Annotated in this window: 12 protein-coding genes; 11 read left to right on the top strand and 1 reads right to left on the bottom strand. The window is 72.3% G+C overall.

The window, feature by feature from the left end; genetic code table 11:
* Nucleotides 1–17 precede the first annotated feature (17 nt).
* From ORG17_RS09885 to ORG17_RS09865, 5 genes are all read left to right on the top strand, one after another.
* Nucleotides 18–989: an AAA family ATPase gene (locus tag ORG17_RS09885; protein WP_214526168.1), complete on the top strand. Its 972-nt coding sequence runs from the start codon at nt 18–20 to the stop codon at nt 987–989.
* Between the two features lie 98 nt (nt 990–1,087).
* A complete protein-coding gene (locus tag ORG17_RS09880; protein WP_232750176.1) occupies nt 1,088–2,401 on the top strand; it encodes a DUF58 domain-containing protein in 1,314 nt (437 codons plus the stop codon).
* Nucleotides 2,398–4,869, top strand: coding sequence for a transglutaminaseTgpA domain-containing protein (locus ORG17_RS09875; RefSeq protein ID WP_214526170.1), 2,472 nt, complete (start codon nt 2,398–2,400; stop codon nt 4,867–4,869). The genes ORG17_RS09880 and ORG17_RS09875 overlap by 4 nt, the downstream gene beginning before the upstream one ends.
* Nucleotides 4,866–6,881 (top strand): zinc-ribbon domain-containing protein, encoded by a 2,016-nt coding sequence (locus ORG17_RS09870; protein WP_348522467.1) that lies wholly within the window; start codon nt 4,866–4,868, stop codon nt 6,879–6,881. Before ORG17_RS09875 ends, ORG17_RS09870 begins: the two co-directional genes overlap by 4 nt.
* Nucleotides 6,882–6,946: 65 nt before the next feature.
* A complete protein-coding gene (locus tag ORG17_RS09865) occupies nt 6,947–7,708 on the top strand; it encodes a hypothetical protein (RefSeq protein WP_214526171.1) in 762 nt (253 codons plus the stop codon).
* A gap of 63 nt (nt 7,709–7,771) precedes the next feature.
* Here the strand turns inward: ORG17_RS09865 and ORG17_RS09860 are convergent, their stop codons facing one another.
* Nucleotides 7,772–8,764, bottom strand: a complete 993-nt coding sequence (locus ORG17_RS09860) for an asparaginase (protein ID WP_214526172.1) — start codon at nt 8,762–8,764, stop codon at nt 7,772–7,774.
* Between the two features lie 34 nt (nt 8,765–8,798).
* Between ORG17_RS09860 and ORG17_RS09855 the strand changes: the two genes are divergently transcribed.
* The 6 genes from ORG17_RS09855 (at nt 8,799) to ORG17_RS09830 (ending at nt 14,916) form a co-directional block, all read left to right on the top strand.
* Nucleotides 8,799–9,308, top strand: coding sequence for an OsmC family protein (locus tag ORG17_RS09855; RefSeq protein WP_027465770.1), 510 nt, complete (start codon nt 8,799–8,801; stop codon nt 9,306–9,308).
* Between the two features lie 6 nt (nt 9,309–9,314).
* Nucleotides 9,315–10,286 carry an FKBP-type peptidyl-prolyl cis-trans isomerase gene (locus ORG17_RS18340; protein WP_071244781.1) on the top strand — a complete coding sequence of 324 codons (972 nt, stop codon included), beginning with the start codon at nt 9,315–9,317 and terminating at the stop codon, nt 10,284–10,286.
* A gap of 2 nt (nt 10,287–10,288) precedes the next feature.
* The gene (gene dxr / locus ORG17_RS09845; protein ID WP_214526173.1) at nt 10,289–11,401 is read left to right on the top strand and encodes a 1-deoxy-D-xylulose-5-phosphate reductoisomerase; all 1,113 of its coding nucleotides are present in this window, start codon (nt 10,289–10,291) and stop codon (nt 11,399–11,401) included.
* A gap of 124 nt (nt 11,402–11,525) precedes the next feature.
* Nucleotides 11,526–12,860 (top strand): M50 family metallopeptidase, encoded by a 1,335-nt coding sequence (locus tag ORG17_RS09840; protein WP_214526174.1) that lies wholly within the window; start codon nt 11,526–11,528, stop codon nt 12,858–12,860.
* Nucleotides 12,861–12,886: 26 nt separating this feature from the next.
* Complete coding sequence (locus ORG17_RS09835) at nt 12,887–14,359, top strand: purine-cytosine permease family protein (protein ID WP_214526175.1); 1,473 nt, start codon at nt 12,887–12,889, stop codon at nt 14,357–14,359.
* A complete protein-coding gene (locus ORG17_RS09830; protein ID WP_214526176.1) occupies nt 14,356–14,916 on the top strand; it encodes a cysteine hydrolase family protein in 561 nt (186 codons plus the stop codon). The genes ORG17_RS09835 and ORG17_RS09830 overlap by 4 nt, the downstream gene beginning before the upstream one ends.
* Nucleotides 14,917–14,962 lie beyond the last annotated feature (46 nt).

Raw genomic sequence — 14,962 nt, 5'->3', positions numbered from 1 at the left:
CCGAAGGACCATCCCGCATGAGCATGACCCCGGAGCAGGCCACCTGGTTCGCCGACGTCGCAGGCCGCATCGTGACCAACGTCGAGCAGGTGCTCCTCGGGAAGACGTTCGTGATCCGCCTCGCGGTCACGGCGATGCTCAGCGAGGGGCACCTGCTCCTCGAGGACGTTCCCGGAACGGGCAAGACGAGCCTCGCCCGAGCGATGGCGCAGAGCGTGCAGGGCACCACGAACCGCATCCAGTTCACCCCCGACCTGCTGCCGGGCGACATCACCGGCATCAGTGTCTACGACCAGCGGACGCAGGAGTTCGACTTCCACCGCGGACCGGTCTTCGCGAACATCGTGCTCGCTGACGAGATCAACCGTGCGAGCCCGAAGACCCAGTCCGCGCTGCTCGAGGCGATGGAGGAGTCCGCGATCACGGTCGACGGCGTCAACCACCGTCTCGCCGCGCCCTTCATGGTCATCGCGACCCAGAACCCGATCGAGCAGGCCGGCACCTACCGCCTGCCCGAGGCACAGCTCGACCGCTTCCTGATGAAGACCTCCATCGGCTACCCCGACCACGCGGCGACGGTGAAGATCCTCGAGACCTCGTCGGCTCCGTCGGCGTCGGTCCCGCTGGCGAGCGTCGTGCCCGCCGCGACCGTCACGGAGATGGCCGCCCTGGCGCGCACCGTGCACGTCGACGCCGTGATCGCCGACTACGTCGCCCGCCTGGTGGACGCGACCCGCTCCGCGAGCGAGGTCCGGCTGGGCGTCAGCGTCCGAGGGGCGATGGGCCTGATCCGTGCTTCCCGTGTCCTCGCGGCGCTGAGCGGTCGCCACTACGTCACACCGGACGACGTGAAGGCGCTGGCCGTCCCGGTCCTCGCGCACCGCCTGGTGCTCGACGCCGAGGCCGAGTTCGACGGCGTCAGCGCACCGAGCGTCATCGCGCAGCTCCTGGTGGAGACCCCGCCGCCCGCCGACCGAGTCACGACGTGACGGACCGCCGGTCCGTCTCCACGCGCTCGCGCCGTCCGTCCTCGACGCGGTCGCGTCGTGGCACGACGGCGTACGAGCGCACGGGGACGGTCACCGGCATGACCAACGTCCGGACGCGGATCGTCGGTGACCGCGAGGGCGTCGCAGCGGATGCGGTCATCGGGATCGTCCGGCTCTGGGCAACGGCCTGGAGGCTCGTCCTGCGTCTCTGGGGCGAGGTCTCGTCCGTCGTCACCGGGCTCGGGTGGACGGTCGCCGCGCTGACGCTCGTCGCGTTCGTGGCCGGCTACCGCTTCGGTCTGCGGGAGATCGTCGTCGTCGGGTTCGCCGGCGCGGTGCTCGCGGTGGTCGCTGCGGTGGCGTTGATCGGCCGGTCACGGCTGGTGATCCGGATGCGGCTCCCGCAGCACCGTGTGGCGGTCGGCGATGACGCCGGTGTGATCATCACGGCCGAGAACCCCACGCGCCTGCCGTCGGTGCCGACCACCGTCGAGGTGCCGGTCGGATCCGGTCTGGTCGACGTCGCGATCCCGGCCATCGGGCCGCACGGCGACTTCGAGCGGCAGGTCCCCGTCCCGACGCTCCGCCGCGGGGTGCTCGACGTCGGGCCCGTGACGGGGGTCCGCGCCGACCCCGTGGGACTCGTCCGCCGCGAACTCGTCTGGACCGCCCGCGAGCAGGTCATCGTGCACCCGCGCACCATCGCGATCCCGTCGACGAGTACCGGGCTGGTGCGTGACCTCGAGGGGCAGGCGACCACGGACCTGTCGCCCGCGGACATCGCCTTCCACGCCATCCGCGAGTACATGCCCGGCGACGACCCGCGCACCATCCACTGGAAGTCGACCGCGAAGTCCGGCGCGCTCATGGTCCGGCAGTTCGAGGACACCCGTCGCTCGCACCTCGTCGTCGCGCTCGGCATCGCCCGCGGTGAGTTCGCCGACGACGAGGAGTTCGAGCTCGCGGTGAGCGCGGCCGCCTCCCTCGGCGCGCGGGCGATCCGTGACGGCCGTGAGGTCTCGGTCGTGGTGTCCCAGCGCACGCCGGAGTTCGCGAAGCGTGCGGTGTACGCCGTCCGGACGCTCCCCACCGTCACGCCGACGCGCCTGCTCGACGACTTCGCCTCGGTCGGCCTGGCCGACGCGTGCCTGCCGATCGCCGAGGTCTCCCGGATCGTGGGGAGCGACACCGACGGCATCTCCGTCGCGTTCCTCGTCGTGGGTTCGACCGTCGGCCTGCCCGCGCTCCGACTCGCCGCCACGCGGTTCCCCGTCGGGGTGGAGGTCGTCGCGGTGATCTGCGAGCCCGAGGCTCAGCCGCGGTTCCTGCGTGTCGCGGGTCTGACGGTGATGACCATCGGCTACCTGGACGACCTCCGGCACGCCCTGCACCGATCGGCGTCGGCAGCATGAGCGCCGCACCCGTGACCACCCCGGCCCCGGACCGGGCGAGACGCTCGACCCGACGGTCCGACCGTCGCGATGCCCGCCGGCTCGTCCCGTTCCGCCTCGCCGGCGGCACACTGGCGGTCTGGCTGTTGCTGGCCGTCGCGAGCACGTCCTGGTGGCCGGTGTACCGGGACGGCGCGATGATCACCGCCGCGGTCACGGCGATCGTGATCGGGACGGTCGTCGCGCTCCTCGGCACCCTGCTCCGGCTCCCGATGGCCGTCGTGGCGATCGCGACCGTCGCCGCGTTCACGCTGACCGGCGTCCCCGCCGCCGTGCCGAGCCAGGCGAACGGCCTGCTGCCCACCGGACACGGACTCCTCGACCTCTTCGCCGGCGTCGCCCTCGGCTGGAAGCAGCTGGTGACCATCAGCCTTCCGGTGGGTTCCTACGAAGCGCTCCTCGTGCCCTACTTCGTGACGCTGCTCGTGGCGACGGTGACCGCCGTGAGCGTGGCGACCCGCGCCTCCAGGCAGGAACTCGCGAGCATCCCGGCACTGGTGCTCTTCGCGGTGGGCGTGGTCGTCGGGCCGAGCCGGCTCGACACGTCGATCGTGACGGCGGTCGTCCTGGTCGGCCTCGCCCTCGTCTGGGCGCTGACGGTCCGGCACGCGCGTCGCGCGGTCGCCGTGGCGACCACCATCGGTTCCCGTGTGCCGGTCGCACGGTCCATCGTCCGACCCGCGCTCGTGGGCACCGGCACCATCGTGGCCGCGGCGGTCGTCGCGACCGGGCTCGGCCTGGTCGCACCGCCCTCCGGCGACCGCATCGTCGCGCGCACCGACGTCGTGAAGCCGTTCGACCCCCGCGACTACGTCAGTCCGCTCAGCGGGTTCCGCGCCTACGAGGAATCCACCGCCTCGGACGCGACCCAGCTCCGGGTGACCGGCCTGCCCGAGGGCGGGTTCGTCCGCATCGCGACCCTCGACACCTACGACGGCGTGGTCTACCGGGTCGGCGGTGCCGACGGCTCGGCGGGCTCGGGCACCTTCGAACGCGTGCCGACCTCGGTCGACGTCCGTGGGGTCCGGGGCACCACGGTCGACGTCGGTGTGACGGTCGACGGGTACCGCGGTGTGTGGCTGCCGACGGTCGGCGACCTGGAGCGCGTGGAGTTCACCGGGCAGGACGCCGACGACGAGCGCGGCGCGTTCTTCTACAACGGATCGACCGGCACCGGCGCCGTGGTCGGCGGAGTGGGGGACGGCACGTCCTACGACCTGACGGCGGTGCTGCCCGACCAGCCGACGGAACGGCAGCTGGCCACCGCGCGGCCGGGGAGCGCAGCGGTCCCCACCGCACGGGACGTCCCCGACGCCGTGCGCGACACCGTGGAGTCGACGACGAAGGACGTCTCGGCACCCGGTGCGAAGCTCCTCGCCGCGGTGCAGGCACTGCAGCGGAAGGGGTACGTCAGTCACGGTGTCGGTGACGACCGGATGAGCCGGTCCGGCCACGGCGCCGACCGTGTCCAGGAGCTCCTCACCGCGCCCCTGATGATCGGGGACCAGGAACAGTACGCCGCGGCGGCCGCGCTGATGGCCGACCAGATCGGGTTCCCCGCGCGGGTCGTGATGGGCTTCACCGCCGGGGGCGACTCGGGCAGCGACGGCACCGCAGCGCGTGGCGGGACGACGACCTTCCGCGGGTCCGACGTCACGGCCCGCATCGAGGTGGACACCGCGCAGTGGGGGTGGGTGATGCTCAACCCCAACCCCGAGGTGCGCGAGATCCCGGACGAGCAGCAGCAGACCCCGCAGCCGGTGACCCGTCCGGAGACGGTCGTGCCGCCGCCCCCGGTGGACCAGCAGGACCAGGACCAGCAGACGCCTCCGGAGAGTGACCGGAACACGCCGCCGGTGCAGCCGCTCTGGCTCCGGATCCTGCTCGCGGTGCTGCCCTGGGCCCTCGGGACCCTCGGCGTCGTCGCACTCGTCCTGCTGCCGTTCGCCGTGATCGTGCTGCTGAAGCGACTGCGACGGCGACGACGGCGGAACGCCACCACGCACCGGGGTCGCATCGTCGGCGCCTGGGACGAGTACCGCGACGCGCTGCTCGACCGTGGGCACGACGTACGGCGATCCGCCACCCGGCGTGAAGCCGTCGTCGGTGCACCGGGCGACGGCGGGACCGGACTCGCGGCGCTGGCCGACCGTGCGGTGTTCGGTCCGAGCGATGCCGACCAGTCCACCGCCGATCGCATGTGGGCGGCGACGGACGACGCGATCGGTTCGCTCCGGACCGGGCGGACCCGGCGGGAGCGGTTCCGCACCGCCGTGTCGCTCCGGTCGCTGCGGGGAGCCGGGCGTCGTCCGACGGCACGGTCCCGTCGTGGAACCGACGGCCAGGCTGCGTCGGGGCACGGCGACTACGATGTCCAGAGGCCGGACGAGCGTCGTGGACGGCCGAGTGAGGACAGAGGCACCACGTGATCAGATGCGAACACTGCGGATCGATGCTCCCGGACGGGGCGATCTTCTGCGGTGAGTGCGGACGCGCGGTCACCGCCGCGGCGAGCCGTCGCCCGGTCGCGCCGACCCCCGTCGAACAGGCACCGCCGCCACCGTTGCAGCAGCCCGACGCCCACGGCCGACGGTCCGACCCGGCCTCCGACGCCTGGTTGCCCGAAGCCACGCTCGACCCCGCCACCCGCGCCTGGCTCACCGGTGCCGACCGCCGTGGAACCGAACCGCCGGCACCCGTGCCGGTGCAGCGTCCCGACGACTTCGCGCCGCGCCAGGCGCCCTCCCACGTGCACGGCGCCGGATCCGGACTCGGGGACTGGTCGGGCGCGCCGGGCCAGTCGGATCCGGAGCCGGCTCTCGACCCCGACGCCTACCCGTCCGAGCTCCTCGACGCTGACGACCCCGAGCGCACCCGCATCGCCCCGGCTCCGGGTCGCGCGGCGACGCCCGCCGCCCCGGTGCGCGATGCCGCGACGCCGGGCCCTGAGCAGACGGCGCAGCAGCCCGTCGCGCCCCCGCACACCGCGGAGCCCGCTCTGCCCGTGTGGGCAACGCCGGCCGCCACCGCACCCCCAGCGGCACCCGCCGGTCCGTCCTGGTGGGTGGGCCGTGGTACCCCGGCTGCCGAGAGGCCGTCCGAGCCGGTCGTTCCGCCGGTGCCAGGAGCACCCGCCGACCCGGCCGCCGAGCAGGGCACCGCGGCTCCTGCGTCGGACCCACAGGACGGACAGGACCCACAGGACGGACAGGACCCACAGGGCGAACAGGATGCCCAGGCCGGCTCCGAGCCGGAGCGCGACGAGGTGATCGTGGCGGCGTCGGAGACGAGTGCCGCCGATGACCAGCCCGCCGTCATGTCGCCCCCGCAGCCCGGGGACACCGCCGTGGTCGAGCCGCTCATCGACCGACGGCCGCCGCGTCCGGCCCCGCTCGTCACCCCCGGCATGCACGAGACGACCATCTGCCACGTCTGCGGCAACCGGCTCGAGCCCGACGACATCTTCTGCGGCGAGTGCGGAGCCGTCCGCCCGGCGGTCACCGCGGCCTTCACCGGCCCGGTCATGCCCTTGCCGATGACCCGACCCGACTGGGCAGCAGAGGGCTCCGACGAGACCCAGGGATCTGACAGCGCCCAGGGGTCTGACGGCACCCAGGGGCCTGACGGCACCGAGACGTCCGGAACGGCCGACGATGCGGACGAGCCGGCCGGGGGCTCGTCCGACCCCGCGGGCTCGGACGAGTCCGACGAGAACAGCGCCGACGAACTCGCTGCGCACGACGAGCAGGGCGATGAGCCGCACGACGAGGTCCCGGTGGACGACGAGCCGGTCCGCGCCGGGGTCGAGCAGTCCGGTTCGGGCCGTCGCGCCCGGCGGGCGCACGCTGCCCCGGTCAGCGAGCCCGAGGCGTCCGCCGTACCGCGCGCCCCGCTCCCGCCGGTGCCCGGTTCCGCGACCGTCCCGTCCTCCGCGCCGTCCGCCACCGCGCCCGGTGCGCCCCTGGCTGCGCCGCTGCCCCCGATCCCGGGAGCGACCGGACCCGCGCTGCCGCTCCCGCCGGCGAGCCCGTCGGAGTCGAACGCCGGAGCCGATGAGCCCGACGACCCCGACGACGACGTCGACGAGACCCGCATCGTCGCGAAGACCCCGACCCGGGCGCCGTTCGTCCTGCACTTCAGCACGGGTGAACGGCTCGGGGTGCACGGCACCGGTCTGCTCGGCCGCCTGCCACGACCGCAGCCGGGGGAGCGGTACGACGACCTGCTGACCGTGCACGATCCGGGCAAGTCCGTGTCGAAGACCCACCTCGAGCTCGGCCGCGACGGCGACGACCTGTGGGTCTCCGACCGGTTCTCCGGCAACGGCACGGTGGTCCGGCACATCGACGGATCGATCCGCCGCTGCGAGCCCGGTCGGCGGTACCGCGTCGAGCGTGGTGCGCGCGTCGACATCGGTGAGCAGTTCTTCCTCGTGCAGTAGGCGACTTCTCCACAGATCCCGTCGCGGACCAGCGCTGGGCCCCTCGTCCCTGGTGCGATGGGGACATGTCCCGCTTCGCCGCCCGCTGTGTGATCGTGGGGGCAGCGGTCGCGCTGGTCGTGGCCGGTGTCCTCGCGCCGATCAGTGGCGCCGGGCAGAGCGTCCTGCTCGGCGCGGGCGCGTGCTGCGCGTTGGTCGACGTGGTGCTGCACCGATCGGCGCTGCCGGATCCCGGAACCCGTCCGGCCCAGGTCGTTGCGCCGCGTGCGCCGGACCAGCCCGTCGCGGCCGATCCCCTCGGCTCGCCGGCGCAGCCGACGGGCACGACCCCCGAGGACGATGACGGCACCGCGGTAGTCGTCCTCGGGCACGGGCCGGGCGGCAACCTGCTCCGCGTCGACGCCGGCTCCCACATCGTGGTCGTCGGGGCCGGAGCACTCGCCGTCGCGGTGTTCCGTGGGCTCGCCGAGCAGCTCCGCGCCGCTGCCGTCCACGCCGACGACGATCTGCGGTGGGCCGTCGCTCCAGGACTCCTCGACGCCGCGGGCTCCCGCAGCGACGATCCGGCCCCGACCACTTCGAGCGCGCCGTCAGTGGAGACCCTCCCGTCGGGGACCTCGGTCGCGGTGTGGATGGGCGCCGACGGCCGACCGCACGGCACGGTGGTGCTCGTCCCCGGACTCGGAGCAGCGCCCCGACACCGGGACGTCACCGTCGAGGTCTCGCGGTACGGCTGCTCCGTCCGTCGACTCGACGGCCACGGGGTCGTCCGCGTGTTCCCGGCACTGCCGGTCCTCGCCCCTGACCCCGTCCGTGCGGACCGATGACCAGCGCCAAGGACAACACCGACCGAGGATCAGCGCCGACCGAGGATCAGCACCCGCGACGGATCAGCGCAGCCCGGCACCGACGCGCACCGTACCGACGGGGACGCCACCGCCGAGCACCCGCTCACCGGTCGCCGCGAGCACCTCGGCCACGCCGTCGGACGCGACGAGCCCGTTCCGCTCGAGCAGGGCAAGTGCCGCCAGGGTGCCGGCCCGCTGCGAGCCGTCGAGCACCTTCACCGCCACCGCCGCGCCGCCGGGCAACCCCATGACCATGACGCCCTCGGCACCGAGCTTCGCCAGCACCTGCAGCCGCTCGATCGTGACCGTGTTCGCACGCCCGACACCGTCGATCGCCCACGGGTGCGCCAGGACCGCGTCGGTCAGCGCGGCGGAGTCGTCGTCGGCCCGTGCCACGACACCGGCGAACCCGCGTGCCAGCCCCGTCAGGGTCAGCGGGAACACGGGGGCGCCGCAGCCGTCCGTGCCGACCAGGTCGACGGTCTCGTGCGTGTACTCCTCGACCACGGAACGCACCCGCTGCTGCAGTGGGTGCTCGATGTCGAGGTAGGTGGCCTCGTCCCACCCGTTCACCCGGCATGCCGCGAGCATGCCGCCGTGCTTGCCGGAGCAGTTCATCGCCAGTCGGCGGGGTCCGTCCATCGTGCGGGCGGTGCCGCGGTCGAACGGCATGTCCGGCGGGCAACCGAGGTCGGCCTCGACGTGGTCGAAGGACTCGAGCATGTGCAGGGCGAGCGCCTGGTGCGCCGCGGTCCCGGCATGGCTCGCGGTGGTGAGGACGAGCTCCTCGTCCGAGAACAGCGCGCCGGCGCGTCGGACCGCCAGGGCCTGGAACGGCTTCATGGTGGAACGCGGGTAGATGCTCGCCGTCACGTCACCCACGGAGTCGATCACCGTGCCGGTCGCGTCGACGACGACGCCGGCGCCGACGTGTCGGCTCTCGTCGAACCCTGAGCGTTCGAGCACCGCCAGCTCGACGGAACCGTCGGCGGTGAGAGGATGGCGATCACTGCGGACTTCGGGGCTCACCGTCATGCCGCCATGCTAGCCAAGGCGAAGGGGCACACCCGTGCACGACCACTCCTACGAGGTCTCCGTCAGCTGGACCGGCGACCGCGGGACCGGCACGTCCGGGTACCGCGACTACGGCCGCGAACACGTGGTCTCGGCGACGGGCAAGCCGGACGTCCCCGGCTCCGCCGACCCGACGTTCCGCGGGGACCGTGACCGCTGGAACCCCGAGGAGATGGTGGTCGCGGCGCTGGCCCAGTGCCACATGCTCAGCTACCTGCACGTCGCGGTCACGAAGGGCTTCACCGTCGTGGACTACCAGGACACCGCGACCGCGTCGCTCCGCCTGAACCGTGACGGTTCGGGTGAACTGACCGAGGCGACCCTGCACCCGGTCGTCACGATCCTCGAGGCCGACCGCGTCGCGGACGCCGAAGCCGCACACGTCACCGCCAACCAGCTCTGCTTCATCGCGCGCTCCGTGGCGTTCCCGGTGCACCACGAGCCGCAGCTGGTCGTCCGACCTGCGTCATTGGCAGGGGACTCTTCGACTGGTGGGGCAGACTAGGTCCTCGTGAAGCGTCTCCGCCTGCTCCCGATCGCCATCGTCCCCGCCGTCGTGCTGGGACTCGCCGCCTGCTCCGGCTCCGGTTCGAACGGGTCCTCGGCCTCGCCGACCCCGTCGGCCAGCGCCACGGCCTCGGCGATCACCTCCTGCCCCGACCCGGGCAAGGCCTCCGACGCCGTCGAGGCGACCGGGTCGTTCGGTGGGACGAAGGCCCCGACCGTCAAGTTCGCCTCTGGCCTGTCCGCGAAGACGCCGCAGGCCACCCGGCTCGTAAAGGGCAAGGGCGCGGCGCTCGACGAGGGCGACTACGCGCAGGTGTCCTACAGCGTGTACAAGACGTCGGACGCCAAGAAGCTCGGCACCGTCGGCTTCGACGAGGGCAACCCGCAGGTCCTGTCCGTCGGTGGGTCGGGCTTCGGCGCACTCCTCGCCTGCTCGAAGGTGGGCGACCGGATCGCCGCGGTCGGACAGTCCTCGGCACTCGGTTTCAACACCGGCGGCGAGATCGTGGTCGTCGCCGACGTCGTCGCGCAGACCCCCACCAAGGCGAACGGCACCCCGAAGGACCAAGACCCGGCCCTGCCCACGGTCACGGACAAGTCGAGCGGCGAGCCGGAGATCACGATCCCCGACGGCGTGAAGGCGCCCACGAAGACCACGGTCGAGGTGCTCAAGCAGGGCGACGGCTCCGCGATCGCCGACGGCGACACCGCACTCGTGCAGTACAAGGGCGTCGTCTACGACACGGGCAAGGAGTTCGACTCCTCGTGGTCGAAGGGCGTCCCCACCACCTTCACCGTGTCGGAGAGCGCGCTCATCAAGGGCTTCGTCACCGGGCTCGTCGGGCAGAAGGTCGGCTCGCAGGTCCTGATCGTCGCCACGCCGGAGGACGCCTACGGCGCCAACCCGCAGGAGGGCTCGGGCATCCCGAAGAACGCCACGCTCGTCTTCGTGGTCGACATCCTCGCCAAGGGCTGATCGTGACGGACGGCGGCCTCGGCAGCACTGGTCCGGCCCGCAGACGCATCGTCGTCCTCGGCAGCACCGGTTCGATCGGCACCCAGGCGCTCGACGTCGTCGCCCGCAACCCCGACCGGTTCGAGGTCGTCGGCCTCACCGCGGGCAGCAACCGCGACCTCGTCGCCGAGCAGGCCGCCCGTTTCGGCGTGCGCGACACCGCGTTCGGCGCGGCCGACTCGGAACGGCTCGTCCGGAGCGTCGAGGCCGACGTCGTGCTCAACGGCATCACCGGTTCGGTCGGGCTCGGTCCGACGCTGGCCGCACTCGAGAGCGGTGCCACCCTCGCCCTGGCGAACAAGGAGAGCCTGATCGTCGGCGGCTCCCTCGTGCAGCAGGCCGCGGCGCCCGGGCAGATCGTGCCCGTCGACAGCGAGCACTCCGCGATCGCGCAGGCGCTCCGCTCCGGCGTCGACACCGAGGTGCAGCGACTCGTCCTCACCGCGAGCGGGGGTCCGTTCCGCGGGCGCACCCGCGAGCAGCTCCGCGACGTCACCCCTGCCCAGGCGCTGGCGCACCCCACCTGGGACATGGGGCTCGTCGTCACGACGAACTCCGCCACCCTGGTGAACAAGGGGCTCGAGGTCATCGAGGCCCACCTGCTCTTCGACGTGCCGTACGACCGCATCGACGTCACCGTGCACGCGCAGTCGATCGTGCACTCGATGGTCGAGTTCGTCGACGGTTCCACCATCGCCCAGGCGTCGCCGCCGGACATGCGCCTGCCGATCGCACTCGGCCTGGCCTGGCCGGACCGGGTGCCCGGCGTCGGCGTGCCGCTCGACTGGACGACCGCGAGCACGTGGACGTTCGAGCCCCTCGACCAGGACGCCTTCGGCGCCGTCGCCCTCGCGAAGCGGGTGGGCGAGCTGGGTGGGACGTTCCCGGCCGTGTTCAACGCCGCGAACGAGCAGGCCGTCTCCGCGTTCCACGCCGGTGCGATCGGTTTCCTGGACATCGTCGACACGGTCGAGCGCATCGTCGAGGAGCACACCGCGGGGGAGCCGTCACTCGACGGCGTGCTCGCGGCGGAGCAGTGGGCGCGCACCGCTGCGGACCGCGCGCTGACCCGCTGACGCGAGACGCGCCTCCCGTCCGACGCGGAGGCGGCAGACCGCGGACGGCGACGGACGGGAGGCCCAGCTCGCCTCTCAGACGGCGCTCGGCTCCGTCATGGAATCAGTCCCGTACTCTTTCCCGGTGACCGTCGAATCCGTCCTGCTCTTCGTCCTCGGCGTGGTCGTCTTCATCATCGGCCTGCTGGTCTCGATCGGACTCCACGAGCTGGGACACCTGTCCTTCGCGAAGCTCTTCAACGTCAAGGTGACGCAGTACTCGCTGGGCTTCGGCAAGGCGATGTGGTCGTTCAAGCGGGGTGAGACCGAGTACGGGATCCGTCCGATCCTGCTCGGTGGGTACATCTCGATGGTCGGCATGCTCAAGCCGCGCGCCTCGGGCCGGGCGAACGCCATCACGAACACCGGCATGTACGGCGCGTTCGTGCAGGACGCCCGCCAGGCCAGCGCCGAACAGATCGCGGACTCCGGTGGCGACGACTCCCGTGCCTTCTACCGCCTGACGCCGTGGAAGCGGATCATCGTCATGGTCGCGGGCCCGGCCATGAACCTGGTGATCGGCATCGTGCTGTTCGGCGTGCTGCTGTGCGGGTTCGGGGCGCCGACCACGACCTTCACGTCGAGCGTCGGGTGCGTGCTGCCGAACAGCCAGACGACCGAGTGCTCGCCCGGCGACGCGGTGTCCCCGGCGAAGCAGGCCGGCATCGAGCCCGGTGACGTCGTGCTCTCGGTGAACGGCGAGCAGGACCCCACGATCACCCGCGTCTCCGAGGTCTTCCAGGAGTCCGCCGGTGAGCAGGTCACCGTGGTGGTCGAGCGCGACGGTGCCCGAAAGACCCTCGAGATCACCCCGACGACCGCCACCCGCGACGTCTACGACGCCGAGGGCAAGGTCGTCAAGAACGACGACGGCACCACGAAGACCCAGCGTGTCGGCGTGGTCGGCGTCAGCATCGGGCAGTCCCTGGTGCGGCAGTCCCCGGCCGAGGTGCTGCCCGCGACCGGCGCCCAGATCGCGGCGTCGGCGCACCTGATCATCGACCTGCCGCAGCGCCTGGTCGCGGTGTGGAACGCCGCGTTCGGCGCCCAGGAGCGGTCGCAGGACAGCCCCGTGTCGGTGGTGGGCGTCGGCCGTGCGATCGGCGAGGTCTCGTCGATGAGCGGTGTCCCCGTGGTCGACAAGGCGTACACGATCCTCGGGCTGCTGGCCTCGCTCAACATCGGCTTGTTCGTGCTGAACATGGTGCCGCTGCTGCCGCTCGACGGTGGACACATCGCCGGTGCGCTCTGGGAGGCGATCAAGCGACGGTCGTTCAAGCTCGTCGGCAAGGCGGACCCGGGGCCCATCGACCTGGCGAAGACGATGCCGCTGACGATGGTGGTCGTGGTGCTGCTGGCGGGCATGAGCGCCCTGCTCATCTACGCCGACATCGTTCGTCCGGTGAACCTCTTCGGGTAGGGCTGCCGAGCCACTACGCTCAGCGCATGAGCACAGCCGCCACGAACCCGCCCGAGGTTCGCGCCGTCGAACGCCAGGGGCTCGACGTGATCGCCGAGTCCGACCGGAAGGGCACCCCGAGGGGGCTGTTCTGGCCGTGGTTCGCCGCCAACATCTCCGTCCTCGGCCTGAGTTACGGCTCCTTCGTCCTCGGCTTCGGCATCTCGCTGGCCCAGGCGACGATCGTCTCGGTGATCGGGGTGGTGTTCTCGTTCCTGCTGTGCGGCGTCGTCGCGATCGCCGGCAAACGCGGCTCCGCGCCGACGATGGTGCTGAGCCGTGCGGCGTTCGGCGTGCGGGGCAACCGGGTGCCCTCGTTCCTCAGCTGGATCCTCACCGTCGGGTGGGAGACGTCGCTCGCCGCCCTGGCGGTCCTGGCGACCTCGACGGTCTTCACCGAGCTCGGCTGGGACGGCGGGGTGCTGACGAAGGTCGTCGCGCTGGTCGTCGTCGCCGCGCTCGTGGTCGGGGCCGGCGTTGCGGGCTTCGACGTGATCATGCGCCTGCAGACCTTGATCACGGTCATCACGGGGGTGCTCACCGTCGTCTACATCGTGCTCGCGGTGCCCTCCATCGACTTCGCCGCGATCGCCGCGATGCCCGCCGGCAGCGGTCAGCAGGTCATCGGGGCCCTGGTCCTGGTGATGACCGGCTTCGGCCTTGGCTGGGTGAACGCGGCTGCCGACTACTCGCGGTACCTGCCGCGGGCTGCGTCCACCGGTGGGGTCGTCGGGTGGACGACCTTCGGCGGCGCGCTGGCCCCGGCGATCCTCGTGGTGTTCGGGGTCCTGCTCGCCGGGTCGTCGCCGGACCTGAACGCTGCCATCCAGGACGACCCGATCGGCGCGCTCACCACCATCCTTCCGATCTGGTTCCTCATCCCGTTCGCGATCGTGGCGATCCTCGGGCTCGTCGGGGGAGCCGTCCTCGACATCTACTCGTCGGGCCTCGCGCTGCTGAGCGTCGGCGTGAAGATCCCGCGGCCGGTCGCCGCCGGGGTCGACGGAGCGTTCATGGTTGCCGGCGCCGTGTACATCGCCTTCTTCGCGACCAGCTTCGCGAAGCCCTTCCAGGCGTTCCTGATCACCCTCGGCGTGCCGATCGCGGTGTGGGCCGGCATCTTCGTCGCGGATGTCCTGCTGCGCCGACGCGCCTACGCGGAGTCCGAGCTCGACGACCGTCGCGGCCGCTACGGTGACGTCCGGTGGGGCGCGATCGCGCTGGTCCTGGTCGGCACGGCCCTGGGCTGGGGACTCGTGACGCTCTCGTCGCCCGCGTGGTTGACGTGGCAGGGCTACCTGCTCGGCCCGTTCGGCCTCGGCGGCCGCGAGGGGCCCTGGGCCTACGCGAACCTCGGCGTCCTCGTCGCCCTGGTCGTCGGGTTCCTCGGCACGCTGCTGTTCGCGCGCGGCTCGATCCGCCGCCAAGAAGCACTCGCCACCCCGGACGACCTGCGATGAGCGCGGAGATCCCCGACGACGCCTGGCTTGTCGTGATCGACATGCAGCAGGTCTTCACCGGCGAGAACCCGTGGGCCGCCCCGCGGTACGACCACGCCGGTGCCGGCATCGAGCGACTCCTGCCGCGGTTCACGGGCCGCACGGTGTTCACCCGCTTCGTGGCTCCGGCGGAGCCCGAGGGTGCGTGGGTGCCGTACTACCGCGACTGGCCCTTCGCACTGGTCCCGGACGCCGACCCGCTGTACGCGCTCACCGAGCCGTTCGCGTCGGCGGCAGCGGACCGGAACGACCCCGTCGTGACGGAACCGACCTTCGGCAAGTGGGGGACGAGCCTCCAGGCCGTCGTGGGCGACCACCCGCACCTGGTGCTCACGGGGGTCTCGACCGACTGCTGTGTCCTGTCGACCGCGCTGGCGGCGGCCGACGCCGGTGCGACGGTGACCGTCGTGGCCGACGCCTGCGCCGGCGGGACCGACGAGGACCACGACCATGCGCTCGCGGTGATGCGGCTCTACGCCCCGCTCATCACGGTCGTGGACTCGGTCAGGGAGCTCTGAACGGACGCACGGGGACCGGACCCGGCACGGTCAGACCGAGCGCGTA

This window comes from Curtobacterium flaccumfaciens pv. betae, from assembly GCF_026241855.1.
GTDB lineage: Bacteria > Actinomycetota > Actinomycetes > Actinomycetales > Microbacteriaceae > Curtobacterium > Curtobacterium flaccumfaciens.
This window is presented reverse-complemented; position numbering and strand designations above follow the sequence as displayed.

Coding starts and splice junctions, on each gene's coding strand:
- ORG17_RS09880 (WP_232750176.1), top strand. CDS start 1,088: ATGACCAACGTCCGGACGCGGATCGTCGGTGACCGCGAGGGCGTCGCA.
- ORG17_RS09865 (WP_214526171.1), top strand. CDS start 6,947: ATGTCCCGCTTCGCCGCCCGCTGTGTGATCGTGGGGGCAGCGGTCGCG.
- ORG17_RS09835 (WP_214526175.1), top strand. CDS start 12,887: ATGAGCACAGCCGCCACGAACCCGCCCGAGGTTCGCGCCGTCGAACGC.
- ORG17_RS09885 (WP_214526168.1), top strand. CDS start 18: ATGAGCATGACCCCGGAGCAGGCCACCTGGTTCGCCGACGTCGCAGGC.
- ORG17_RS09875 (WP_214526170.1), top strand. CDS start 2,398: ATGAGCGCCGCACCCGTGACCACCCCGGCCCCGGACCGGGCGAGACGC.
- ORG17_RS09830 (WP_214526176.1), top strand. CDS start 14,356: ATGAGCGCGGAGATCCCCGACGACGCCTGGCTTGTCGTGATCGACATG.
- ORG17_RS09860 (WP_214526172.1), bottom strand. CDS start 8,764: ATGACGGTGAGCCCCGAAGTCCGCAGTGATCGCCATCCTCTCACCGCC.